Annotated in this window: 22 protein-coding genes; 11 read left to right on the forward strand and 11 right to left on the reverse strand. The window is 65.3% G+C overall.

Features of this window, described 5'->3' with window-relative positions; translation table 11 throughout:
- Positions 1–294 precede the first annotated feature (294 nt).
- Entirely contained in the window at positions 295–1,569 is a 1,275-nt protein-coding gene (locus Q0743_RS27695; RefSeq protein ID WP_298244646.1) for a cytochrome P450, read from the reverse strand.
- A gap of 175 nt (positions 1,570–1,744) precedes the next feature.
- Positions 1,745–3,010: a cytochrome P450 gene (locus Q0743_RS27700; protein WP_298244647.1), complete on the reverse strand. Its 1,266-nt coding sequence runs from the start codon at positions 3,008–3,010 to the stop codon at positions 1,745–1,747.
- Between the two features lie 326 nt (positions 3,011–3,336).
- On the opposite strand from Q0743_RS27700, the gene Q0743_RS27705 reads away from it, so the two are divergent.
- From Q0743_RS27705 to Q0743_RS27715, 3 genes are all read left to right on the forward strand, one after another.
- Positions 3,337–4,482: a DUF898 family protein gene (locus Q0743_RS27705; RefSeq protein WP_298244648.1), complete on the forward strand. Its 1,146-nt coding sequence runs from the start codon at positions 3,337–3,339 to the stop codon at positions 4,480–4,482.
- A gap of 3 nt (positions 4,483–4,485) precedes the next feature.
- Positions 4,486–5,598, forward strand: coding sequence for a M48 family metallopeptidase (locus tag Q0743_RS27710; protein WP_298244649.1), 1,113 nt, complete (start codon positions 4,486–4,488; stop codon positions 5,596–5,598).
- Between the two features lie 86 nt (positions 5,599–5,684).
- Entirely contained in the window at positions 5,685–6,176 is a 492-nt protein-coding gene (locus Q0743_RS27715) for a DUF305 domain-containing protein (RefSeq protein WP_298244650.1), read from the forward strand.
- Positions 6,177–6,184: 8 nt separating this feature from the next.
- Here the strand turns inward: Q0743_RS27715 and Q0743_RS27720 are convergent, their stop codons facing one another.
- The 4 genes from Q0743_RS27720 to Q0743_RS27735 all read right to left on the reverse strand — a co-directional run bounded on the left by Q0743_RS27720 (position 6,185) and on the right by Q0743_RS27735 (position 9,769).
- Complete coding sequence (locus tag Q0743_RS27720) at positions 6,185–6,397, reverse strand: hypothetical protein (protein ID WP_298244651.1); 213 nt, start codon at positions 6,395–6,397, stop codon at positions 6,185–6,187.
- A gap of 76 nt (positions 6,398–6,473) precedes the next feature.
- Positions 6,474–7,103, reverse strand: a complete 630-nt coding sequence (gene upp, locus Q0743_RS27725; RefSeq protein WP_100178095.1) for a uracil phosphoribosyltransferase — start codon at positions 7,101–7,103, stop codon at positions 6,474–6,476.
- A gap of 166 nt (positions 7,104–7,269) precedes the next feature.
- Positions 7,270–8,505, reverse strand: coding sequence for a URC4/urg3 family protein (locus Q0743_RS27730; protein ID WP_298244652.1), 1,236 nt, complete (start codon positions 8,503–8,505; stop codon positions 7,270–7,272).
- A 7-nt stretch (positions 8,506–8,512) separates the two neighbouring features.
- Positions 8,513–9,769 carry a GTP cyclohydrolase II gene (locus Q0743_RS27735; protein ID WP_298244653.1) on the reverse strand — a complete coding sequence of 419 codons (1,257 nt, stop codon included), beginning with the start codon at positions 9,767–9,769 and terminating at the stop codon, positions 8,513–8,515.
- A gap of 324 nt (positions 9,770–10,093) precedes the next feature.
- Here Q0743_RS27735 and Q0743_RS27740 point away from each other — a divergent pair, with 324 nt between their 5' ends.
- Positions 10,094–11,218 (forward strand): threonine synthase, encoded by a 1,125-nt coding sequence (locus Q0743_RS27740; protein WP_298244654.1) that lies wholly within the window; start codon positions 10,094–10,096, stop codon positions 11,216–11,218.
- A gap of 180 nt (positions 11,219–11,398) precedes the next feature.
- Here the strand turns inward: Q0743_RS27740 and Q0743_RS27745 are convergent, their stop codons facing one another.
- Together Q0743_RS27745 and Q0743_RS27750 are read right to left on the reverse strand one after the other, a co-directional pair.
- Positions 11,399–12,214 carry a DUF2927 domain-containing protein gene (locus Q0743_RS27745; RefSeq protein WP_298244655.1) on the reverse strand — a complete coding sequence of 272 codons (816 nt, stop codon included), beginning with the start codon at positions 12,212–12,214 and terminating at the stop codon, positions 11,399–11,401.
- Positions 12,215–12,372: 158 nt separating this feature from the next.
- Entirely contained in the window at positions 12,373–12,951 is a 579-nt protein-coding gene (locus Q0743_RS27750) for a L,D-transpeptidase (RefSeq protein WP_298244656.1), read from the reverse strand.
- A gap of 255 nt (positions 12,952–13,206) precedes the next feature.
- Between Q0743_RS27750 and Q0743_RS27755 the strand changes: the two genes are divergently transcribed.
- The 3 genes from Q0743_RS27755 (at position 13,207) to dapD (ending at position 16,342) form a co-directional block, all read left to right on the forward strand.
- Positions 13,207–14,754, forward strand: a complete 1,548-nt coding sequence (locus Q0743_RS27755) for an acetolactate synthase large subunit (protein WP_298244657.1) — start codon at positions 13,207–13,209, stop codon at positions 14,752–14,754.
- Between the two features lie 32 nt (positions 14,755–14,786).
- Positions 14,787–15,308, forward strand: coding sequence for a hypothetical protein (locus Q0743_RS27760; protein ID WP_298244658.1), 522 nt, complete (start codon positions 14,787–14,789; stop codon positions 15,306–15,308).
- A 68-nt stretch (positions 15,309–15,376) separates the two neighbouring features.
- On the forward strand, positions 15,377–16,342 hold the full coding sequence (gene dapD / locus Q0743_RS27765; protein ID WP_298244673.1) for a 2,3,4,5-tetrahydropyridine-2,6-dicarboxylate N-succinyltransferase: 966 nt from the start codon (positions 15,377–15,379) through the stop codon (positions 16,340–16,342).
- 69 nt (positions 16,343–16,411) lie between these two features.
- On the opposite strand, the gene Q0743_RS27770 is transcribed toward dapD, so the two are convergent.
- Positions 16,412–17,950 carry a heme peroxidase family protein gene (locus Q0743_RS27770; RefSeq protein WP_298244659.1) on the reverse strand — a complete coding sequence of 513 codons (1,539 nt, stop codon included), beginning with the start codon at positions 17,948–17,950 and terminating at the stop codon, positions 16,412–16,414.
- Positions 17,951–18,288: 338 nt separating this feature from the next.
- Entirely contained in the window at positions 18,289–18,522 is a 234-nt protein-coding gene (locus tag Q0743_RS27775) for a DUF3551 domain-containing protein (RefSeq protein ID WP_298244660.1), read from the reverse strand.
- Positions 18,523–18,807: 285 nt separating this feature from the next.
- On the opposite strand from Q0743_RS27775, the gene Q0743_RS27780 reads away from it, so the two are divergent.
- The 4 genes from Q0743_RS27780 to Q0743_RS27795 all read left to right on the forward strand — a co-directional run bounded on the left by Q0743_RS27780 (position 18,808) and on the right by Q0743_RS27795 (position 21,163).
- A complete protein-coding gene (locus Q0743_RS27780) occupies positions 18,808–19,143 on the forward strand; it encodes a hypothetical protein (protein WP_298244661.1) in 336 nt (111 codons plus the stop codon).
- Positions 19,144–19,332: 189 nt separating this feature from the next.
- Entirely contained in the window at positions 19,333–19,818 is a 486-nt protein-coding gene (locus Q0743_RS27785; protein WP_298244662.1) for a hypothetical protein, read from the forward strand.
- Positions 19,819–19,878: 60 nt separating this feature from the next.
- On the forward strand, positions 19,879–20,361 hold the full coding sequence (gene greA, locus Q0743_RS27790; RefSeq protein WP_298244663.1) for a transcription elongation factor GreA: 483 nt from the start codon (positions 19,879–19,881) through the stop codon (positions 20,359–20,361).
- 124 nt (positions 20,362–20,485) lie between these two features.
- The gene (locus tag Q0743_RS27795; protein WP_298244664.1) at positions 20,486–21,163 is read left to right on the forward strand and encodes a hypothetical protein; all 678 of its coding nucleotides are present in this window, start codon (positions 20,486–20,488) and stop codon (positions 21,161–21,163) included.
- A gap of 111 nt (positions 21,164–21,274) precedes the next feature.
- On the opposite strand, the gene Q0743_RS27800 is transcribed toward Q0743_RS27795, so the two are convergent.
- Positions 21,275–22,048: an SDR family NAD(P)-dependent oxidoreductase gene (locus tag Q0743_RS27800; protein WP_298244665.1), complete on the reverse strand. Its 774-nt coding sequence runs from the start codon at positions 22,046–22,048 to the stop codon at positions 21,275–21,277.
- Between the last annotated feature and the right edge of the window lie 141 nt (positions 22,049–22,189).

A 22,189-nucleotide genomic window follows, 5' to 3' on the forward strand; every position in this document is an offset into this window, starting at 1 on the left:
CACCCCAACCCTCTCCCCGCAAGCGGGGCGAGGGAGCGCAGCGAGCGTGCGGTCAATGCTTAGGACACAAGCTTGCCGCCGTGCCTTCGCATCTGGCGCGACCTGTCATGCCGGAATTTTATAGCTGGGGCGCCATCAGCGAAACCGGCAGCCAATAGGACGCTCAGGCCCATCCGCGTCATTGCGAGCGCAGCGAAGCAATCCAGGAATCTTTCCGCAGCGGCAGTCTGGATTGCTTCGTCGCAAGAGCTCCTCGCAACGACGGAGGAAAGAGCCTGCGACGAAGGATAGGGCCTACCCCGGAATCCTCACCGGCAGCGTCTCGTAGCCCTTGATGAAGCTCGAATAGATCCGCTTGGGCTCGCCGACCACCTCGATGCGGTCGAAGCGCTTCAGCATCTCCTCCCAGACGATGCGCAGTTGCAGCTCCGCGAGCCGCATGCCGACGCAGCGGTGGATGCCGAAGCCGAAGGAGAGATGGGTGCGCGGGCGCGGGCGATCGATGATGAACTCGTTCGGGTTCTCGAACATCTCGTCGTCGCGGTTGCCGGAGACGTACCACATCACGACGCGGTCGCCTTTCTTGATGTGCTTGCCGCCGATCTCGGTGTCCTGCAAGGCCGTGCGGCGCATATGCGCAAGCGGCGTCTGCCAGCGGATCACTTCCGGCACCATGGAATCGATCAGCTCCGGATTGGCGCGCAGCTTGTCGTATTGTTCCGGGTTCTCGTTCAGCGCCAGCACCGAGCCGGTCATGGTGTTGCGCGTGGTGTCGTTGCCGCCGACGATGAGCAGGATGATGTTGCCCATGAGATTGTCGGGGTCCATGTGGCGCGTTGCGTCGTTATGGGCCATCAGCGACAAGAGGTCGTTGCGCGGCGCGGAGTTGACGCGCTCGTTCCACAGCTTGGACATATAGGCGTAGCACTCGTCCATCTCGCGGCGGCGCTCCTCGGCGGAGGCGACGATGCCGCTCTTGGGCAGCGCGGTGGAGACGTCGGACCAGCGCGTCAGCTTGCGCCGCTCCTCCCAGGGGAAATCGAACAGCGTCGCCAGCATCTGCGTCGTCAGCTCGATCGAGACGCGCTCGACGAAGTTGAAGGTCTCGTTGCGCGGCAGGTTGTCGAGCACGGTCTGCGAGCGCTGGCGGATCAGCTTGGCCAGTTCGTCCAGATGTGTCGGCGTGAACATCGGCGACACCGTCTTGCGCTGCGACGAATGCCGGGGCTGGTCCATCGCGATGAAGCTCGGATAGTCGTAGCCGGGCGGCACGTCGCGGATCGAGATGCCGCCGAGCGTGGAGTCCGAGGAGAAGATGCCGTGATTGGTGTCGACATGCATGATGTCGTCGTATTTCACCACCGACCAGTACGGCTCGATCGGCGCGTTGGTGCAGTAATGCACCGGCTCTTCCTTGCGCAGCCGCTCGAACCACGGCCACAGCGTGTCGTCCTGGAACAGCCGGGGCGCGCCGGGGTGGAATTGCGACAGCGGCGTCGCATAGGCCTCCTCGCGCGCCCGGCGCATGCGTTCGGCCTTGTCCACTTTAACCGGCGCTTGGATGTTCATGGCGGTTGCTCCAATTGGTTTCTTCTAACCTCTCCGCTTGCGGGAGAGGTCGGCGCGTAGCGCCGGGTGAGGGTTTTCTCCTCTTGGGGGTCCTTGCTTGTGGAGAGACCCCCACCCCAGCCCTCCCCCGCAAGCGGGAGAGGGGGCGCACCATCCTCGTGGATATACCTCGAACTCACGCCGCAATCTTGACCGGCAGCTCTTCCAGGCCCTTCACGAAGCTCGAATAGACCCGCTTCGGCTCGCCGACCACCTCGATATGGTCGAACCGCCTCAGGATCTCTTCCCAGATAATCTTGAGCTGCAGTTCGGCAAGCCGCAGGCCGACGCAGCGGTGGATGCCGAAGCCGAAGGACAGATGCGTGCGCGGGCGGGCGCGGTCAATGATGAATTCGTAGGGCTTCTCGATCGTCTCCTCGTCGCGATTGCCCGAGACGTACCACATCACGACCTTGTCACCCTTCTTGATCTGCTTGCCGCGGAACTCGAAGTCGGCAAGTGCAGTGCGCCGCATATGCGCCAGGGGTGTCTGCCAGCGGATCACTTCGGGAACGAAGCTGTCGAGCAGCGCGGGGTTTTCGCGCAGCTTGCGATATTGCTCCGGATGCTGGCTCAGCGCCAGCAGCGAGCCCGACATGGTGTTGCGCGTGGTGTCGTTGCCGCCGACGATCAAAAGCACGAGATTGCCGAGGAAGTTCTTGGCGTCCATGTCGCGCGTGGCCGCGCCATGCGCCATCATCGAGAGCAGGTCGCTCTTCGGCGGCTGTTCGATGCGCTCCTTCCACAGCCGGGCGAAATAGCCGGCGCATTCGGTCAACTCGGCCTGCCGCTCGTCCTCGGTGGCGACGAGGCCGTCCGGTCCGGGAATGGTGGTGGCGATGTCAGACCAGCGCGTCAGCTTGCGGCGGTCCTCCCAGGGGAAGTCGAACAGCACCGCCAGCATCTGCGTGGTGAGCTCGATCGAGACGCGGTCGACCCAGTCGAACACTTCTCCGCGAGGCAGATTATCGAGGCACTCGGCAGAGCGCTTGCGGATGTTGAGCGCGAGATTGTCCAGATGCGTCGGCGTGAACATCGGCGCCACGGTCTTGCGCTGCGCGGCATGGCGCGGCGGGTCCATCGAAATGAAGCTTTCGCGGCGCAGATCCGGATCGATGTCGCGGATGGTGATGCCGCCGAGCGAGGAGGCCGAGGAGAACACCGAATGGTTGGTCTCGATCTCCATGATGTCGTTGTAGCGCGTCACCGACCAATACGGGCCGAACATCGAGTCCTTGCAATAGTGCACGGGATCTTCGCGGCGCAGCCGATCGAAGTAGGGCCAGAACGTATCGGTCCTGAACAACTCGGGATCGCCGGGATCGAACTGATCCAGCGGCAGTGAATTGGCGCGTGCGCGCAACGCGTCGAGCTTGGCCGCGTTCTCGATGGTCCCATGCATGACCGCTCTCCCTGGCATCAACCGCGCGTTCTCGTTGAATTCTGCGCTGCGGTATTTGATTTGCAATTACAGCCGGTTGTCTGCGCCGGAGCAAGGGAGAGTTTTGCCACATCCAACCCTTGGGCGCGGCCGGACGCGCCGCCCGGATGGAGCAAAGCGCAATACCTCCATCAACGTGATCCCCCGCACGGTGCTTGTCGTGAAATCGTGCCAAAACCGGCTGGAATCGAGGGAAATCGAACCCCGCCATCTTGGGGGCCGACTAACCTCTGATCTATAGTTTGGCCGGACCAAGACCGCATCCCGAGGTTGCCGCCGTGAACGACATGCAATGGACCCCCATCGGCTCCGAGCCGATTCCGCCGCCGCTGCCGCCCACGCGGGTCGACTTTTCCGGCAATCGCTCCGAATTCCGGAAAATGGTCACCAAGGGTGCCATGCTGGAGCTCGTCACCTTCGGCTTCTATCGGTTCTGGCTCGTCACCGACATCCGTCGTCACCTGTGGGCGAACACCGCGATCGACGGCGACGCCGCCGAATATACCGGCCGCGCCAAGGAGCTCCTGGTCGGCTTCCTGTTCGCGCTCGCGATCCTGGTGCCGATCTACCTCGCCTACTTCCTTGTCGGTATCGAGTTCGAGCGCTGGCAGGGCTTTGCCTCGACGCCGCTGTTCCTCGGCTTCTACGCCTTCGGCCAGTTCGCGATCTTTCGCGCGCGACGTTACCGGTTGACGCGCACGGTCTGGCGCGGCGTCCGCTTCTGGATGGACGGCTCCGGCTGGGCCTATTCGTTCCGCGCCATGGCGTGGGGCCTGCTCGTGCTGCTGACGCTCGGTCTGGCGCTGCCCTGGCGCGAAGCCGCGCTCGAACGCTACAAGATGCAGCACAGCCATTACGGCGATCTGCGTGGCGATTTCGAAGGCGACGGCTGGACCTTCTTCAAGCGCGCCTGGTGGCTGTGGCTGCTCAGCCCGATCGCGCTGCTGATTTTCCCGCTCGCGCCGTTCTTCTATGCCGAATTCAAGGCGCGCGAATGGCGCTGGTGGCTCGACGGCATCCGCATCGGCGGCGTCAGCCTGTCCTCCAACCTGCCTCATGACGCCTTCTATGGCCTGTACTGGAAGGTGATCGGCTGGTGGATGCTGCTCTCGATGGCCTTCTCCGTCTATATGGGTGGCGGCGCCTTGCTGCTGGTCCAGCTCAGCGGCGTTCCGGCCGATCAGGTGTTCGGCGGCGACAATGCCGCCAAGAGCATCCCGATGGTGGTGATGATGGTCGTCGGCTATTTCGCCCTGGCGCTCGCGATCAACATCGTGATGCGCGTCTATCTCCAGCGCGATCTCTGGGCCAAGGTGCTGGAAACCGTCGAGGTGCACAACATCGCAGCCGCGGCGGATGTGCGTGGCAGCGGCGAGCTTGCCAGCGCACTCGGCGAAGGTTTTGCCGATGGGCTCGATGTTGCGGGATTCTGAGCCGTGAGCGACGTATTCGCAGAGGTACCGGCGCAATCCACCAAGCCGACCATCTTCTTCGATGGCACCTCGAGCCGCCGGCGGCAGGTAACGCTGACGTTCGGTGATGCGCTCGAGATCACAGAGGCGAGCGGGGCACCGGTGCGCTGGGCCTATGCCGACATCCGCCGCGCCGACAGTCCGTCCGGGATCCTGCGTCTGGCCTGCACCACGGCTGCGCCCTTGGCGCGGCTCGAGATCCGCGACGCGGTGCTGGCGGCCGACGTGACCGCCCGCTGCATGCGGCTCGACGAACACCGGACCTCGCGCCGCGGTGTCGCCAAGATCGTCGGCTGGTCTGTCGCGGCCACCGTCTCCATCGTCTGCGTCGTCTTGTTCGGCGTGCCGCTCGCCGCCGACCGTCTCGCGCCGCTGGTGCCGAAGCCGATCGAGCGGCGCATCGGGGATGCCTCCGAAGTCCAGGTCAAAGCCATTTTCGGCGGCAAGGCTTGCGAAGACTCCGCCGGCAAGGCTGCGTTCACAAAACTCGTCAACCGGCTGCGCGATGCCGCCGGCCTCGACGACGATTCCATGACGGCCGGCGTGCTGCCGACCGCGGTGCCCAACGCGTTCGCGCTGCCCGGCGGCAAGGTCTATGTGCTGAGGGGCCTGCTCGACAAGGCGCAAAACCCCGACGAGCTCGCCGGCATCCTCGCCCACGAGCTTGGCCATCTCAAGCATTACGACAACATGCGCGGGCTGATCTACAACGGCGGCACGTCGTTCCTGATCGGCCTGTTGTTCGGCGACGTCACCGGCTCATCCGCCGTGATCTTCGCCTCGCGCAGCGTGGTCGAGGCGTCGTATTCGCGCGAGGCCGAGACCGCCGCCGATACGTTCGCGATCGAGGTCATGCACAAGCTCGGCCGCTCGCCGAAACCCGCTTTCGAGCTGATGTACCGCATCACCGGCAAGGAAGGCGGCTCGAAGCTCACGACGATCCTCGCCAGCCACCCGCTCACCGAAGACCGCCTCGCCCGCATGACCAAGGAAGATCGCCCGGCCTCCGGCCCGCCGCTGCTGACGGACAAGGAATGGCAGTCGCTGAAGCTGATCTGCGGCAGCGGGAAGATTTAGAGCGGCCGCGCGCGGGGCTATCCCGCGAGGAACGATCTCTGCGAAGGAAGTTATCCTTCCGACCCGCAGAGACACGGAAGTTCCACATGAGCTACGGTCGCTTCGCCGCGATGATTGCGGCATCCACCATCATCATGTTCGCCCTGATGTACCTCAACACATTCGCCCTGGACCATGTCTGGTACAGCCAAACGCGGACCTGGATGGCGCTGCTGATGGGCGCCGTCATGGCTGTCGTAATGCTGGGCTTCATGTGGGGCATGTACCGGAACCGAACCGCGAACATCGCCATTCTGGTGGCCGGTGCCGCGGTGTTCGCCGTCTCACTCTGGCTCGTTCGCAGCCAGCAGACCGTATCCGACGTCGCCTACATGGAAGCGATGATCCCGCATCACTCGATCGCGGTGCTCACAAGCGAACGCGCGCACATCAGGGATTCCCGCGTGCGCAAGCTGGCCGACGGGATCATCGAGGCGCAGGTCCGGGAGATCGGCGAAATGGAACGTCTGATCGCCGATCTGAAGGCGCATCCGGCGCCGGCCGACGCAAAGGACCTGCCGCCGCGGCCGCCGACCTGACGGACGCCTCACTTCGCGGGCGCGGCTGGCGCGTTCGAGCCTGTGGTGACGCTCGGTGCGTTGTTGGGGTTTGTCGACGTCGCCTGCGGCCCGATATCCCGCCCATTGTAGAAGAAGACAGCCGCGACCACGGCGATGATGAAGATCGCCCCGATCGCCCAGCCCACAGGGCTGTTGCGGCGTGCCCGATCGGCCTCGCGGTCGTTGTTCTGATACGTCATCGCGCTCTCCATCCTGAACGCAGGAGAACCTTGCGCGATCGAAGCCGTTCCTAAGGAGCCGAACTCTGCGAGAGTTCTACCGCGTCCCATAAGCGCGGTCGCCGGCGTCGCCAAGACCTGGCAGGATGTAGCCGTTCTCGTCGAGGCCTTCGTCCACGGCCGCGGTCCAGACCGGCACGTCCGGATGGAATCCGCGCAGCCGCTCGAGGCCTTCGGGAGCCGCGATCAGGCAGGCGAGACGGATGTCCTTGGCGCCGCGCTCCTTCAGCCGGTCGATGGCGGCCACCGCCGTGTTGGCGGTCGCGACGACCGACGTCACCACGATGGCGAGGCGCTCGCTGAGGTCGGACGGTGATTTGAAGAAATACTCGACCGCGGCAAAGCTGTGCGGCTCGCGGTAGAGCCCGATATGGGCGACGCGCGCGGTCGGCACCAGATCCATCATGCCGTCGACGAAGGTGGTGCCGGCGCGCAGCATCGGCACGAACACCAGCTTCTTGCCGGCGATCTTGGCCGAATGCATCGTCGCCAGCGGCGTCTCGATCACGGTGTCCGCGAGCGGCAGATCGCGCGTCACCTCGTAGCAGAGCAACATGCCGATCTCCTTGATCAGCTCCCTGAACGATTTTGTCGAGATGGACTTGTCCCGCACCAGCGTCAGCTTGTGCTGCACCAGCGGATGATCGACGATTGTGACGCCTTCCATGATGGGATGCCTTTCTTCCTTCTCCCCTTGCGGGAGAAGGTGGCGCGCAAAGCGCGCCGGATGAGGGGTCTGTCTCCGCGAACTCCATTGAGAGACGGGTTCGCGGAGAGAACCCCTCACCCGGCTTCGCTGTCGCGAAGCCATCCTCTCCCGCAAGGGGAGAGGGTTAGAACACGGTGCCGTCGCTGATCACCTTGAGCGGCGGCGAGCCGTCGGGGCGGCGCGCGAAGGCAATGGCGCGGCCGGCGGCCCAGGTGCCGCCTTCGAGGATGCTGGCGAGCGGCAATGTCTCCGGCGTGCGGCCGAGCTTGGTGCGGATCAACTCCGCCAGGCGGTCGAGCAGCGCCACAGTCAGCGCGCGCCATTCCACGACGAGCAAGGAATCCACCGCATGCGCGCGTTCGGCATCCGCGGCATCGCGCAGGCGCAGCACCTCGTGATCGACGAACAGGCCGCCATTGCGGTATTCGGCAAGCCCGGTGAGGCCGTCGATGTCGGTGACTTCGAAGCCGGCGCGCTGCAACGGCTCGATCAGCGAATAGCTCAGCCATTGCGACAGCTTGTGCAGCGGCACGAGGCCTGACGTTCCATCGTCTGCCTTGATCGCCGGATGCCGCCAGCAATCGCCGAGCGCGACGCCTGCGAGCTCGAGCCGCGACGGCCAGATCGGCCCGAGCTGGTTCAACACCGCCGACAGGATCGCGGGCGCGGCTATGGCGCCGCCATCCGCTTGCGCGGCGATGTGATCGAACAGGCCGCCGGGCCGCGGCGTATCGTGCAGGCCGAACAATTCGGGGCGCTCCGCGACATGCCGGCCCAGACGCCGCAACAGATCGGTGCGCCCGTCGAGCCCGACCAGCGGATTGGCATCGCTGACCTGAAAGGCGGATGTGAGGGAGGCGAAGGGCAGCTTTGCCAGCACGTCCGCATCGGCCCTGAATGGCGAGCTGGCATCGCCCGAGAAAAGACCGCTCGCAAACATGTCGAGGCTCGCGATGGCAAGCCCTTCGGAGCGGCCGATGTTCTCGCCCGTACCGGCGTCGCGATATCGCCAGGCTGCGCCGGCGCCGGCATCGAGCAGCACGCTGACGATGGTGAGGTCGAACTCCGCGCGCGCCCGCGCGGCGCGATCCGGCCACGCGACCGCATTCGCAACGCCCGTCCAGCGATCGACGCCGCCGATGACAAAATGCCGCCACCGCGCGTGGAAGGGCACGTCCAGCGTGGGATAGGCTTTTCGCGTCACCGCGAGCACGGCCTCGGCCACGCCATCCATGCGGTCGAGATCGATGGTGAAATGGTTGAGTGCGCCGGCGAGGCCGAGCTCGAGCATCTGCTCCGCCCGCGCGCGCACGGCCCGGGCCGTGAGCAGCGCGCGCGCCTGTCGTTCCAAAGCGTCCATCGTGCGATCAGTATTTTTCCAGCGAACGTCCGACCACGCCGTCGACGTCCTTCTCCGGCGCGATGTCGGTCGTGTAATAGCCCGCGGCCTTCTTGGCGGCGATCTCGACGTGAGCGTCGGCCGGGATCAGCTCGAGCGGGATCGGCACGCGCTCCACGATGTCGATGCCTTGCGAGGTCAGCGCGTCGTATTTCATGTCGCTCATCGACAGGAAGCGGTCGATGCGCTTCAGGCCCAGCCAGTGGATCGTATCAGGCATGAGCTGCTGGAAACGCGCGTCCTGCACGCCGGCGACGCATTCGGTGCGCTCGAAATAGGCGGCGGCTGCGTCGCCGTCCTCCTGGCGCTTGCGCGCATTGTAGACCAGGAACTTCGTGACTTCGCCGAGCGCGCGGCCTTCCTTGCGGTTGTAGACCACGAGCCCGAGCCCGCCCTCCTGCGCGCCGCGCGCGGATTCCTCGATGCCGTGGATCAGATAGGGCCGGCAGGTGCAGATGTCGGAGCCGAACACATCGGAGCCGTTGCACTCGTCGTGCACGCGGCAGGTGATCTTGGTGCGATGGTCGGGCAGCTTGGTCACGTCGCCGAACATGTAGACCGTGGTGCCGCCGATCGGCGGCAGGAAAACTTTCATGTCGGGACGCGTGACGAGCTCGGGGAACATGCCGGCGGTCTGCTCGAACAGCGTGCGGCGCAGCTCGGTTTCGCCGGTGCCGAAGCGCGCGGCAAGGCCGGGCAAATACCAGACCGGATCGATTGCGATCTTCACCACCGAGACGCTGCCATTGGCATGCACGACCTCGCCGTCGGCGCGCAGTCGTTTGGCGGCCAGCGCCTCGCGGATCTCCGGCAGGTCGAGCCGCGCCCGCGTCACCGCGATGCTCGGGCGAATGTCGGATCCTTCTGCGATCTCCTTGCCGAAATTCTCCGCGACCAGATGTCCCCAGGGATCGAGCGCGACGATCTTGGCGGGGTCGCGCCATTGCTCGAACGGGCCGATGGTGGCCGCCGGAAACGTGTTGGTGAGGTCGGGCCTGCGAATCGGATCGAGCGCGCCGGCGGATACGGCGAGCGCGCGGTACATCGCATAGGAGCCGCCATGGCTGCCGATCACGTTGCGATCGCCCGCGCGGGACACCGTGCCGATGATCGGTCCGCGCGCGCGTGCGTCGGCCGCGCCCCAGTGGATCGGGAAGGCGGACTTGCGGCCCGGCTCCGGATGCGAGGTGAGGCGGATGTGGTCGGTACGGTTCGCGCGGCTCATGTCCAGGCTCCCAAAAAGCCAACGGCCCGCCGCTCGGACGGGCCTGGCTCGCTTGCGGCACCACCCTCGGAACGCCGGCGACGCAAGCTCAATCCAACATATTGTAACCGCCGGCGACGACAGACAAGTTAATCGTGGGGGCTGCCCGAAGGCCCGTTCCCACGCTCGTCCCGCTCGGCGAACGGCGCTGCAACAGGCTCTATATCTATGTAATCATTTGGATTTTTGAAGGGGCGGCGGCGCGTCTGGGGGTCCAAACAGGTGACTGGATAAAACCTGCATATTCGGACATATCGACCGGATCGGCCTGTCCCGGAGACCTCCATGCCTGCCAGCTACATCGATCCCCGCAACGGACAGCTCTACCCGCTCGACCAGCCGCGCTGGTGTTCGGACGAGCGCACGCCGCTGCTGGTGACGCCGGGAGCGGGGATATCGCGCGACGATGTCGACACCAGCACGCGCTCGCTGTGGCGCTACCGCGCGGCGTTGCCCGTGGAGATCAAGGATCCGATTTCGCTTGGCACCGGCTGCACGCCGCTGGTCCAGCAGAACTGGGGCGATCTGCGCCCGCATTTCAAGCTCGAATGGTTCAACCCGACCGGCAGCTTCAAGGACCGCGGCTCGGCCGTGATGCTGTCCTTCCTGCGCCAGATCGGGGTCGACGCCATTCTCGAGGATTCCTCCGGCAATGGCGGCTCGTCGATGGCGGGGCTGGGCGCTGCCGGCGGCATGCGCGTGAAGATTCTCGCGCCGGCCTCGACCTCGCCGGCCAAGATCGCGCAGGTCCGCGCTTACGGCGCCGAGGTGCAGCTCGTCGAAGGCCCGCGCGAGGAGTCAGAGGCCGAAGCCATCCGCCAGTCGAGCCGGACGTTCTATGCCAGTCACAATTGGCAACCGTTCTTCCTCGAAGGCACCAAGTCGCTGGCCTATGAGATCTGGGAAGACCTCGGCTTTCGCGCGCCCGACAACGTCATCGTTCCCGTCGGCGCCGGCTCGAGCCTGCTCGGCTGCGCCTTCGGCTTTCGCGAGCTGTTGAAAGCCGGGCAGATACCGAAACTGCCGCGGCTGTTCGCGGCACAGCCGCTCAACTGCTCGCCGATCGACGCGAGCTTTCAGGCCGGCGTCGATACATCAGTCGCGCGCGAAGTGAGCAAGACCATCGCGGAAGGCACCGCGATCAAGCATCCGCTGCGCCTGCGCGAGATCATCGCCGCAATTCGCGAGAGCGGCGGCGGCACGATCGCGCTTGCCGAGGACGAGATCGTCGCCGCTTTGCGCCGCCTCGCGCGCCAGGGCCTGTTCGCCGAGCCCACCAGCGCCAGCGCAGCGGCGGCACTGGAGAAACTGTCCGCGGCCGGATCGATCAAGGCAAACGAGACCACGGTCGCGGTGCTGACCGGCACCGGGCTGAAGGCCGCGACGACGGTGGCCGATCTGGTGCAGTAAAAGGCGGAGCGTGCGCTTACCCTACCCCTCCAGGGGAGGGTCGATCGCGCGCAGCGCGAGCGGGGTGGGGTGATCTCTCAGCACGGGCACCGCTTCGGTGGAGAGACTGTCACCCCACCCCGTCTCACATTTTCGCTGCGCTCAAATGCGAGCCCCCTCCAGGGGAGGGTAAGAACGACTTCACTCCTTCAGATCATTCACCTGCTTCACCCAAATCCTGACGTCGGCGAGCACGGTGGGCAGCACCGCCTTGACCTCGGCCACGGTCATGCCCGCCTTGATGCGGGGATCGTACAAGAGATTGAGGATGTACTGGTCGTAGATGTCGAAATAGCCCATCGAGACGTTGTCGTTGAACATGGTCCAGGGCACGCTCGCGGTGTCGTTGATCGGCCCGAGCGATTGCAGCAGCTCCTCATAGGCGCAGTCGAGGAAGGTGAAATCGCCGTTGTCGACGGTGAGGATGACGTCGGAATGCTCGATCTCGAAATTGTCGTTCTTGCGGAAGCCGGACAGGCATTGCGGGTCGAGCGAAGAGCGGATCTCGCGCGCCTTCTCCGCGCCGTAGAAGCTCGAGATGGTGCGGAACAGATCGCGATCGCGCACCAGCTTCACGCGCACATTCGCCGCTTCGGAGGTCGCGATCATGGCGATGTCGAGATGCTGCACGCGCTTGGCGATATCGGCCACGACCTTGGCCAGCTGCGCCTTGCGATCGACGCGGTCGCTCTCGGCGTAGACGCGCACCGGTCCGTCGAACTTGCGGATGCGGTCGACGCGGCCGGCGAGATGATATTCGGCGCCGAATGCCGTCTTCAGGAAACCATCGACGATCTCGCCGTCGGTGAAGCTCTTCTTCTCGGCGCGCTGGCGCGAGGAGATCGCGGGCAATTCGCCCGCGACGGCCGGGACCGCGACGTCAGGCGCGCAAGCGAGCGCTGCGAACGCCAGCAGGGCGGAGCGGAAGGCAAGCGAGGGCGGGGTGAATGCGCTCATCGTCGCACGACGCTGCCGTATTCACGTCGCGCGCACAAGACCGCAGATTTACGCGGTCTGCGAGTTCCCGGCGTTGTCTGTCGCAAGAGCGCGACAGGTGCCGCAGGATGGGCAACGGCGCGAAGCGCCGTTCCCACCCCACGAGAGCTTGCGCCCGGTCAGTTGTTCAGCACCACCACCGTGGTGCCGACGCCGACGCGGCCGTAGAGATCGCTGACGTCGTCATTGGTCATGCGGAAGCAGCCCGAGGAGACCGCCTGGCCGATCGTCTCCGGCTCGTTGGAGCCGTGGATGCGGTACAGTGTCGAGCCCAGATACATGGCGCGGGCGCCGAGCGGATTGTCGATGCCGCCCTTCATGTGGCGCGGCAGATCGGGCCGGCGCGCCAGCATCTGCGACGGCGGCGTCCAGTCGGGCCATTCCTTCTTGGCGGTGATCTTGTGCACCCCGCCCCAGCGGAAACCATCGCGGCCGACGCCGATGCCGTAGCGCAGCGCCTGGCCGTTCTGGAGCACCAGATACAGCCTGCGCTCGCTGGTGTTCACCACGATCGTGCCGGGGGCGTAATTGCCGTTGTACATGACGGTGGTGCGGGGGATCGGATTGGCGCCGGAACGGAAGAAGTTCGGGCCGCCGCCCATGATGTCGCGCGAGTCGAACTCCTCCGCGAGCGCGCCGCCCGCAGTGGCCGACAGCAGTGCGATGGCGGCAATCGGCGCGGCAAAAAACCGGATCATTGTCTCCCCCAGAAAAAAATCGATTCAACCAAGGCCACAGGCCATATTTGCCGGCATTTCGCAAGCCACGGGCCCGTGAGGGAGGGTCCCTCCGCCGATTGGCGTTACCAAATCGGCAACCACAATTTGCCGAACAACACCGGCGCATCGCTGCGCGGGGCAGGGCCGCGATGCCGGCACTTGCTTTGGCGGCGCCTCCCGAACAATGATTGGTCGGACGGATCACCTGAAAAGACCGGTTGCGGAGCAAAAAGAATGAACGGTGCGGAAAGCCTGGTGCGGACGATGGTCAAGGGCGGGGTGGATATCTGCTTCTCCAACCCGGGCACCTCCGAGATGCATTTTGTCGCAGCGCTCGACCGGGTCCCTGGCATGCGCTGCGTGCTCGGCCTGTTCGAGGGCGTGGTGACGGGCGCCGCCGACGGCTATTACCGCATGAAGGGCACGCCGGCTTCGACCCTGCTGCATCTCGGCCCGGGTCTCGCCAACGGCCTTGCCAATTTGCACAACGCCAAGAAGGCCAATTCCGGCATCGTCAACATCGTCGGCCAGCATGCCGTCTACCACATCGACTACAACGCGCCGCTGACCTCCGACATCGAGGGCCTGGCCCGGCCGATGTCGTCCTGGGTCCGGACCTCACCGAACTCCAAGTCGGTTGCCGCCGACGGTGCCGCGGCGATCGCCGCCGCCAAGAGCGCGCCCGGCCAGATCGCGACGCTGATCCTGCCCGCCGACACCGCCTGGAACGAGGCCGACGGCATCGCCGAGGTGCCGGCCGAGCAGCAGCGCGCCAGCTATTCGCCGCAGGCGGTCGAGCAGGCCGCAAAGATCCTGCACGGCGACGGCGAGGGCACGCTGCTGCTGATGACCGGCAGCGCGCTGAGCGAGCAGGGCCTCGCGCTCGCCGAGCGCATCGCCGCCAAGACCGGCTGCACCGTGATGGGGCCGACCTTCCGCCCCAAGATGGCGCGCGGCCGCGGCCGCTACTCGATCGACCGCATCCACTACGTGATCGAGAACGCGCTGCCGATGCTGGCCAAGTTCCGCCACATCGTGCTGGTCGAGTCCGACGATCCCGTGGCGTTCTTCGCCTATCCGAACAAGCCGAGCATGCTCAAGCCCGAGGGGTGCGAGGTGCATCGCATGACCTCCTGGGGCGAGAATTCGGTCGCCGCGCTCGATGCGCTCGCCGGCGCCGTCAAGGCCAGCGCCAAGGACGTCAAGCCGCAGGCGGTGCAGGAGCTGATCAAGCCGACCGGCGCGCTGACCCATGCCTCGATCGCGCAGTCGATCGCTTACGCGATCCCCGAGAATGCGATCCTGGTCGACGAGTCCCTCACCACCGGCCGCGCCTTCTTCCCGCCGACCGCGGCGGCCGCGCCGCACGACTGGCTGCAGAACATGGGCGGCTCGATCGGCTTCTCCACGCCGCTGTCGATTGGTGCTGCGATCGCCTGCCCGGACCGCAAGGTCATCACCATGGTCGGCGACGGCAGTGCGATGTACACGATCCAGTCGCTGTGGACGCAGGCGCGCGAAAATCTCAACATCGTCACCATCGTGTTCGCCAACCGCATCTACCAGATCCTGCGCGGCGAGTTCGACAATGTCGGCGCCGGCGAACCCGGCCAGCGCGCCAACGACATGCTCCGGCTCGATCGGCCGACGCTCGACTTCGTGGCGCTGGCCAAGGGCATGGGCGTGCCGGGCCGCGCCGTCACCAATGCCGACGAGTTCAACAAGGCGCTGGCCGAAGCCGTCGCCGAGCCCGGCCCACGGCTGATCGAAGTCCAGATGTAGGGCGTCAACGGCGCCGCGAGCCCGGAGGCACGATGCAGACCGAGCTGAACAAGGTGATCGCGGCTATCAGGGACTTCTACGCCCACGAAGGCTTCCTGTTCGAGAAGGACATCGGCGAGCGTGCGGTGACGCACCGCTTCGCCGTGTATCTGGAGAAGCAGTTCGCCGGCTGGTCGGTCGATTGCAATTACGACCGGCTCGGCGAACGCACGCTGCACCTGCCGCACGGCACCATCATCTCGACCGACGATCATCTGGGAAAGTCGATCTACCCTGACGTCGTCGTGCATCAGCGCGAGATCCCGAACAATCTGCTCGCCGTGGAAATCCGCAAGGCCAGCAATCACACGCCGCTGGAACACGATCAGCACAAGCTGCGCGCGCTGACCGATGTGAATGTCTGGTTTCCCTACTGGATCGGCGTGCTGCTGGTGATGGACAGGAATCAGGTGACGATGTCGGAGGTCTATGTCAGCGGCGCCGTCGATGATCCGCTGTCACGCTGGCTCGCGACGCGACTGGAGGAGATCGGGCTCGGGGCGGGGCCAGCCTAGTCAGCGTCCATGACATCCCCTAGACTTCCGAGTTCGGTGGATCAAGACGCGAGGCAATTCAAATGGCGATGGAGCGGAGCGGCGCAACAGGCGAGGGATTTGCGACCATGTCTCCCGACGGCCGCGTCCTGGACTCCTGGTTTCTTCAGCTGCGCCTGACGGCCGAGGGCGGTGGGGCAGCGACGGCTCGGCTGACGGAGCGGGAGATTGCGGGATCGTTGGGCGAGCCGGCAGCCGGATATGCGCGGCATGACGATGTTCGCGACGTCGACATCATTCCGATCCGAACCGAAATCGGGTCCCTGGCGTCCGTGCCCGTCGACGTGCACGACGCCTATCTTCGGCTTCATCTGCTCAGCCATCGGCTCGTCGAGCCCAATCGGTTGAACCTCGACGGAATTTTCGGCCTGCTGCCCAACGTTGCCTGGACCAGCCTCGGTCCGTGCGAATGCACGCGGGTGGCTGAAGCGCGATTGGAGGCACGAAAGCGCGGCCTCGCGTTCGAGGTGGCCGGCGTCGATAAATTTCCGCGCATGACCGACTATGTGGTGCCTTCGGACGTGAGGATCGCGGACGCGGATCGCGTGCGGCTCGGCGCCTATCTGGCACCGGGCACGACCGTCATGCATGAGGGCTTCTGCAACTTCAATGCGGGCACGCTCGGTCATTGCATGGTCGAGGGGCGGATCAGCGCCGGTGTGGTCGTGGGGAACGGCAGCGACATCGGCGGCGGAGCGTCGATCATGGGGACGCTGTCGGGAGGAGGAAAAGAGAGGATTACAGTCGGCGAGCGCTGCCTGATCGGAGCCAATGCCGGGATCGGCATTTCGCTGGGCGACGATTGCGTGGTCGAAGCAGGCTGCTATGTCACCGCGGGTTCTCGCATCCTCTTGGAAGATGGCCGCGTGGTCAAAGCCAGAGAGCTCTCGGGTCAAAAAGGACTGTTGTTTCGGCGCAACTCCCAGAGTGGCGCGCTCGAAGCCAGCAGGCGCGGATCGAACTGGGACGGCCTCAACGCGCAACTCCATGCCTGATGTCGTCACGCGTTGGCGGGTGGGCCGCCCGCGTGAAGCGGACGGCCTTCGTCATCTCTCGTCACCCGCTCAATGCAGCGGATCGCCCTGGCCGAGCGCGTAGGCGACGAGGTCCTTCAGCGCGAAGCCGGGGCCGGTCACCGGCATCCATTGCGGGTCCTGCGACAGCACCGAGGAATTGTCGCCGAACATCATGCCGAGGAAGACTTCTGCGACGATGCGGCCGCCGACAGGGCCGAGCTGCGGTGTCGTGATTCCGCTCGCAGGCGCGCCGGTGGCCGGCACCATCACCGAGGTCGTGAACTGGCGCGCCTCGGCGAGGATGTAAGCCCAGAGCGGGCAGTTGCCGGCAAACACGCCGTTGGCAATGCTTGCAATCGGAATCTGCGGATCGCCCGTGCCCGGCTCGTCGACGGCCTTGCCGATGACGATCTGGTCATCGCCAAGCGGCGTCAGGTTCATCGCCCTCGCGACGCTCTGACCCGAGGGCAGGCCGAGCCGCCAGCCGCGCTCGAGGTTGCGCAGCGCCAGCGAGGCCGGATTGGAGGCGACCTCCGGCGGCAGCTTGCGCAGCGGGTCGACCAGCGAGGCATCGATGCGATAGGCGAACTGCAGCCGCCGCTTGTTGTCGGCATTGGTGTCGTCGTCCTCGACGCCGTAGGGGCGCGTGTCGAGGTCGATGAAGCGACCCCAATCCATCGCGCGGCCCGGCCCCATGGCGCGGAAGCCGGTCAGCGCGTTCTGGTCGGGATTGTTCGGATCGGGGAAGATCTGCAGCAGCATGTTGGCCGCGTCGTTCAGCCGGTAGCCCGGGCGGATCATCGAATGCCCGAGCCGATAGGCCGCGACGGAGAACTCGACCGGCATGAACGGAAAGGTCTTCCAGTGATAGTAGGCGAGCTTGCTGCGGTCGTAGCGGCCCGCGGTCTTCAACTCGTCCAGCACGCTGGCATGGACGATGCGCGGCAGGAAGTCGTTCAGCACGACGTATTGATAGTGGAAGCGGATACGCTGCTGCACCTCCTCGAACGACAGGCTGTCATTGTCGTCGACCATGCGGTTGTGAGCGCGCAGCATCAGGGCCTGGAACTGCGAGACGATGCTGTTCTCGTCGTTGCGGGGATCGCCGATCAGCGCGCGGCCCTTGAAGCGCGGCAGGTCGTTGGTGTCGGGCACGCCCGCGCCGCTCAGCTTCTCGCCGAGGCGGAACTTGATGCCGTCATACATGTAGGGCTGGTCGTTCGGGCCGCGGCCGTAGAGATTGTCGAGGTCGAGCGAGGGCGTGCGGAAGTCGACGAGGCCGTCGGGGTCCTGCTGCTTGGTCAGCGAGCTGACCGGATCGAAGGTGATGTCGTGGTCGATGAACTGGCCGAAATAGGTGTAGAGCGCGGGAATGCCGCTCTCCTCCGCGTCCGGTCCGTCCTTCGGCCCATCGAATCCGGCGACCATCTTGTCGGCCAGCGCCGACAGGTTCGCGACATTGTCGGAATCGTGGGCGCCGAACCTGGCCGGCGCGAGCTTGCGGAACATGCGGCCGAAGCGGCCCTGGGACAGCGACGAACGCGTCGCGTTCAGGCCGCGCGGAACGATGCTATGGCGACTGCTCATTGAAACATCTCCCTGAAAAGTCACGATGGAATACGACTAGAGCTAAAGTTGTCCGCGGTAGAAAATACAGGCGAAGCTAGATCAGGGAATCCGGCTCGCACAAGCGGTGCGATCACACATCGCGCGCTGTCGGTGCTGTCAGGGATGGGAGTGTGGCGAGCAAGCTGCGGTCGCGCTTTGCAAATTTTTCCCGGAGCGATGACGGATAACATTCTCGTCATCGAACGCGCGCGAGCTTTGCTCCTGCGGTGTCACTTCGCCGGGCCGTCGGCGCGGCGGATCGTCTGCACGTGAAAAGTGTGGCGGCGCGCACGGGATGCGCGCACGCCGCAACGTCGTCAGTAATAGCGCGGCTGCGAATAAGCGTAACGCGGGTTGATGCCGCAATAGGCCGACGTGCCGGAGGCGGTGGCCTGGCACTGTTGATAGCTCGCGAACTGGCAGTTGCCGGGATAGCCCCACATGCGGCCCTGCAGGCAATATCTGTCGTTTGCGGGGTGGGCCTGGGCGGTCGGGGCCATGGCGGCCATCAGGGCCGCGAACGAGGCAAGCGAGAGGATGGTGCGACGCATTTCAGTCTCCATTGGTGAACGATTGCGGAAGCGGTTGAATGGGGGAACACGCAGCTCGTTCTGCAGGTTCCGGGATCTGCCCGACACTTTGTCGTACTTGTCTTGGTGTCCGCAGTGGGCATTGCGTTCGACATCCGTCTATGATGCGCCAAGCCGCGGCGAGCAATGTGATCTCGGCCACAGTTCGCCACGGGCTTTCCGGCCTATCGTGACCGGACCTGCCCGCGTTGCTCCCGCAAGGCTCACGCTTTCCTCATTCGGGTCGGCTCATTTTTGGAGGTTCTGATGCAAAGGTCATATTTGCTGGCTGCGACAGCAGCGCTGGCGCTTCTCGCGCAAACGTCGCTCGCGCCGGCGCAGAGCGCACCGGCCGCCGGTGCGGCCACGGCGCCTGCGGCGACAACCACCGCGCCGGCCGCGACGACGGCTCCGGCTGCAACCACCGACAATTCCGGACAGACATCCGACTCCAAGAAGAGCGCGTCGAAGAAGCAGGGAAAGAAGAAGATGACGCGGCAGCAGGAGATCGATCATTCCGTCGACACCGGCACCGTGCCGGCGCGCTACCGCAGCTCGGTGCCCAAGCAGTACCAGCAATATATTCCGTTCGAGAAGCAGTAACGGACCCGCACCGCGGCGCGGAGTGATCGGCTTCGCGCCGCCGTTAGCCTTCGACCAACAGCCCGTCGACGAACGACGCGGGCCGAACAGCCTGCGACGAACCGCCTTCGCCCCGCGGCTTCCGGCTTCACATCCCTGGTGGCGGTCTGCGAGCGCAATGCTAGAGTAGGCCGAATCCCGGGGGGAATGATGAGTGACGACGTGAAGGATGCTGGCCTCGTGGCCATGATCAGCAGCATCCTCGGAGGCAACAAGCGCGCAGACAGTGTTGCACCGCCGCCGCTCACCGAAGGACCGCCGACCGTGCCGTCGAACGGAGCGGAGGCGGATGCGACGCCCGCTGTCGAGCCGACCCCGATCAAACCAGAAAATCCTCCTGAAGCTGCGCCGGCCGCCGCGGAGCCGGTCGAGCAGCCCGCAAAAATCGTCACGACACGGGATGGCAAACAGCTGCTGCCGGCCGAGGCGATCGCCGACCTCGTGCTGGGCGAGCTACGCAAGCTGGAGGATTTTCCGGCCACCGGCGTCTCGGTCACGGTCTACGGTTACCGGCATTGGAACGCCATGATCACCTTCGCGCCGTTCTCGACCAGCTTCCAGAACGCCACCCGGTTCCGCCAGGCCATGCCGGATCTCGTCTTCAAGCTCCGTCGTTTCGTCGAACTTGAGATATAGTCTGGGGCAATCGGCGGCGCCTGGCGTCGCCACCCCCGAAGAGTTCGACAGGATTTTGAATTGAGCGTCGCCTTTACCAAGGAAGAAAGCGCTGAAACCGCGTCCGAGACGCTGTTGCCGGATCGCCCGATCTCGCCGCATCCCAACCTCGTGACGGAAGCCGGCCTGCAAGCGTTGCAGACGCAGCTTCAGCAGGCCCGTGAGGCCTATGAAGCCGCGCAGGCCATCGAGGACGTCAACGAGAAGCGCCGGCAATCGGCGGTGCCGCTGCGCGACGCCCGCTATCTGACGGAACGCTTGCGCACCGCGCAGCTTATGCCCGATCCTGTCGCGACCGACGTCGTTGCCTTCGGCAGCACCGTGACCTTCAGCCGCGCTGACGGCCGCGTGCAGACCTATCGCATCGTCGGCGAGGACGAAGCCGACCCGAAGGCCGGATCGATCTCCTTCGTCGCGCCGGTCGCGCGGTCGCTGATGGGCAAGGCGGTCGGCGATGTCGTGGGGGCCGGCGCTCAGGAGATCGAGATCCTGTCGATCGCTTAGGAGCCGCGCGCCGCAAGGATTGCGTGGCAAAGGGCGCTATCGACAGGAGCAGTGTCATTCGCCTAATGCATGATCCGGACCAGCGCGAGGCCGTCGTCTCCGCCAAACAAAGCCTGATGGTTGGATGAGACGGTTTCTATCTGGAGCGTTGCCGTTCTACGCGCTGGCGGTCCTCGCCGTGTGCATGTACCTCGTCCTGTACAGGACGAGCCTGTTCGACCTCAACGCGATCGTCCACGGCGCGACGGGATCGGCATGGTTTCCGGCCTTCATGTTCGTCTGCGTGCTGCTGGAAGCGGTATTCCCCTATTTCGGCTATTTTCCCGGCACGGCCCTGATCCTGATGTCGGTGGCGCTCAGTCCGAAAGCCGTGGATGGCTCCGTCTTCATCGCGGCGTGGCTCGCCATCATCGTGGGTGCCGTCCTCAGTTACGGACAGGCGCGCTTCTTTCGCCCGTTCCTGCAGCGCGTCGCCTCGAAGGCGGCCCTGCGCCGCTGCGAATCCCTGTTCGATGCCTATGGCGCTTACGCGCGCATCGCGCTGTTCGTTCATCCCAACGCCTGCGCGATGTATTTCACCGCGCTCGGATTGCTCGGCCGCAGTTTGATACGGGAGCTCGCCTATCTCTGCGCGGGGGCTGCGGCCGCCGTCGGCATATTATTCGTCATCGTGACAAGGCTCGTGTCGTCCGTCGGCCCCACCGATGATGGGGAATTGCAGTTGATGCTCGCAGCCGCGTTGGTGGCGATCGGGACTCTTGTCGGCCTCTACACGGCGTGGCGGACCGGGCGGGCGGTGTAGAGCTCCGCTCTCTCCCCCGTCATTGCGAGCGTAGCGAAGCAATCCAGAGATCCCTCCGCGGAGGCAGCCTGGATTGCTTCGCTGCGCTGGCAATGACGAAGAACCATCGTGCTAGACCTCCGGCAGCTCAACGCCCGTCAGCTCGCTCAATCTGTCGATGAGCTCGTCCTGAAATTTCGGATCGGTCGCCTGGTTCGCGGGCTGCTGCTGCGCGAGATGGTGCCAATAGCGACCCGAGACCAAGGCCGCAGGATCCTCGCTCGCCGCCAGCCAGCTCTGTGTCCGTGCTCCCGTCGCGATGTCGACCGGGGCGCCCGCGCCGCCCATCTTCGTGCGCACCCAGCCGGGATCGACGGCGTTGCTCAGGACCTTCGGCCAGCGCCGCGCCAACGCGAAGGCCAGCGCGACGACGTGCAGCTTGCTCTCGGCATAGGCCTTGGCCGCATCCCAGGGACGCCTGGTCCAGTCGAGATCGTCGAGCGAGCCTTCGCCGCCCCGGTGCAATCCGCTGCTGAGATAAACCAGCCGGCCGGGCCGCTGGATCAGCGCTGTCAGCATGTAGGGCGCAAGCGTGTTGATCGCGAGCGTTTCGGCATGGCCTTCCGCCGTCGCGCCGCGGCCGGGACGCGTGTAGACGCCGGCATTGTGGATGACCGCGTCCATGCGCCCGATCGCATTGACCTGATCGGTGATGCTCCTCGTCTCGACCGCGCTCTTGAGATCGCCGGTCACGATCCCCAGGGCATGCGACCTCAGTTCGCCGAGCGCATCGGCGCGGTCGGCCGAGCGCGCATGCAGCACCACGCGGTGTCCTTGTTCGAGCAGCGATTGTGCCGCCGCCCGGCCGAGGCCATCGGCGCTGCCGGTGATGAAGATGGTTGCCATGCGCTGCTCCTTGTTTCGCGCGGTGATCCCGGTCCGAGGCGGGAACGTCAGGTAGTGAAGCGAGCCCGCCACACCAAAGTGGCCCCAAGGTGTTGCGCGCGGATCACATCCAAGTCCCCGAAAATCGATATGATCGGTCCA

The sequence above is a fragment of the uncultured Bradyrhizobium sp. genome, assembly GCF_936943645.1.
Classification (GTDB): domain Bacteria; phylum Pseudomonadota; class Alphaproteobacteria; order Rhizobiales; family Xanthobacteraceae; genus Bradyrhizobium.

Excerpts from the sequence above, each read along its gene's own strand:
- Q0743_RS27695 (WP_298244646.1), bottom strand. The coding sequence starts at position 1,569 with ATGAACATCCAAGCGCCGGTTAAAGTGGACAAGGCCGAACGCATGCGC.
- Q0743_RS27700 (WP_298244647.1), bottom strand. The coding sequence starts at position 3,010 with ATGCATGGGACCATCGAGAACGCGGCCAAGCTCGACGCGTTGCGCGCA.
- Q0743_RS27705 (WP_298244648.1), top strand. The coding sequence starts at position 3,337 with ATGCAATGGACCCCCATCGGCTCCGAGCCGATTCCGCCGCCGCTGCCG.
- Q0743_RS27715 (WP_298244650.1), top strand. The coding sequence starts at position 5,685 with ATGAGCTACGGTCGCTTCGCCGCGATGATTGCGGCATCCACCATCATC.
- Q0743_RS27720 (WP_298244651.1), bottom strand. The coding sequence starts at position 6,397 with ATGACGTATCAGAACAACGACCGCGAGGCCGATCGGGCACGCCGCAAC.
- upp (WP_100178095.1), bottom strand. The coding sequence starts at position 7,103 with ATGGAAGGCGTCACAATCGTCGATCATCCGCTGGTGCAGCACAAGCTG.
- Q0743_RS27730 (WP_298244652.1), bottom strand. The coding sequence starts at position 8,505 with ATGGACGCTTTGGAACGACAGGCGCGCGCGCTGCTCACGGCCCGGGCC.
- Q0743_RS27735 (WP_298244653.1), bottom strand. The coding sequence starts at position 9,769 with ATGAGCCGCGCGAACCGTACCGACCACATCCGCCTCACCTCGCATCCG.
- Q0743_RS27740 (WP_298244654.1), top strand. The coding sequence starts at position 10,094 with ATGCCTGCCAGCTACATCGATCCCCGCAACGGACAGCTCTACCCGCTC.
- Q0743_RS27745 (WP_298244655.1), bottom strand. The coding sequence starts at position 12,214 with ATGAGCGCATTCACCCCGCCCTCGCTTGCCTTCCGCTCCGCCCTGCTG.
- Q0743_RS27750 (WP_298244656.1), bottom strand. The coding sequence starts at position 12,951 with ATGATCCGGTTTTTTGCCGCGCCGATTGCCGCCATCGCACTGCTGTCG.
- Q0743_RS27755 (WP_298244657.1), top strand. The coding sequence starts at position 13,207 with ATGAACGGTGCGGAAAGCCTGGTGCGGACGATGGTCAAGGGCGGGGTG.
- Q0743_RS27760 (WP_298244658.1), top strand. The coding sequence starts at position 14,787 with ATGCAGACCGAGCTGAACAAGGTGATCGCGGCTATCAGGGACTTCTAC.
- dapD (WP_298244673.1), top strand. The coding sequence starts at position 15,377 with ATGGAGCGGAGCGGCGCAACAGGCGAGGGATTTGCGACCATGTCTCCC.
- Q0743_RS27770 (WP_298244659.1), bottom strand. The coding sequence starts at position 17,950 with ATGAGCAGTCGCCATAGCATCGTTCCGCGCGGCCTGAACGCGACGCGT.
- Q0743_RS27775 (WP_298244660.1), bottom strand. The coding sequence starts at position 18,522 with ATGCGTCGCACCATCCTCTCGCTTGCCTCGTTCGCGGCCCTGATGGCC.
- Q0743_RS27780 (WP_298244661.1), top strand. The coding sequence starts at position 18,808 with ATGCAAAGGTCATATTTGCTGGCTGCGACAGCAGCGCTGGCGCTTCTC.
- Q0743_RS27785 (WP_298244662.1), top strand. The coding sequence starts at position 19,333 with ATGAGTGACGACGTGAAGGATGCTGGCCTCGTGGCCATGATCAGCAGC.
- Q0743_RS27795 (WP_298244664.1), top strand. The coding sequence starts at position 20,486 with ATGAGACGGTTTCTATCTGGAGCGTTGCCGTTCTACGCGCTGGCGGTC.
- Q0743_RS27800 (WP_298244665.1), bottom strand. The coding sequence starts at position 22,048 with ATGGCAACCATCTTCATCACCGGCAGCGCCGATGGCCTCGGCCGGGCG.